The sequence below is a fragment of the Parendozoicomonas sp. 2304DJ65-17 genome, from assembly GCF_058148445.1.
This window is the reverse complement of sequence record NZ_JBYVJV010000143.1, coordinates 1-232: the sequence shown is the minus strand read 5'-3', so window position 1 is coordinate 232 and position 232 is coordinate 1. Positions and strand designations below refer to the sequence as shown.

The following is a 232-nucleotide window of genomic DNA, read 5'->3' as shown; positions in this document are numbered from 1 at the left end:
TAGCCAGAAGAGCCCCTTTCCGTGCGACAATCTGTGCTACAACAGTCTGAATATCTTGCGCATCTCCAGGCCAAGAACGGGAAACGACCTCTTCAATTGTTTCCGTTCTGATTTTTCCAAGTCGCTCCATCCCAAAGCAAAGATCGCGCTGATTAATTTTTTTGAAACACGGGTTTTTTCGCAGGCGATCCAGCTCATCAACGGCATCATTCCCCATGGGAACGCCCATTTC

1 protein-coding gene is annotated in these 232 nt (G+C 48.3%); it reads right to left on the bottom strand.

Going from position 1 to position 232, the window contains the following annotated elements; translation table 11 throughout:
• Nucleotides 1-232, bottom strand: a 232-nt coding sequence (locus tag ACY2RR_RS24830) for a hypothetical protein (RefSeq protein ID WP_490110871.1), incomplete at both ends; no start/stop codon positions are given.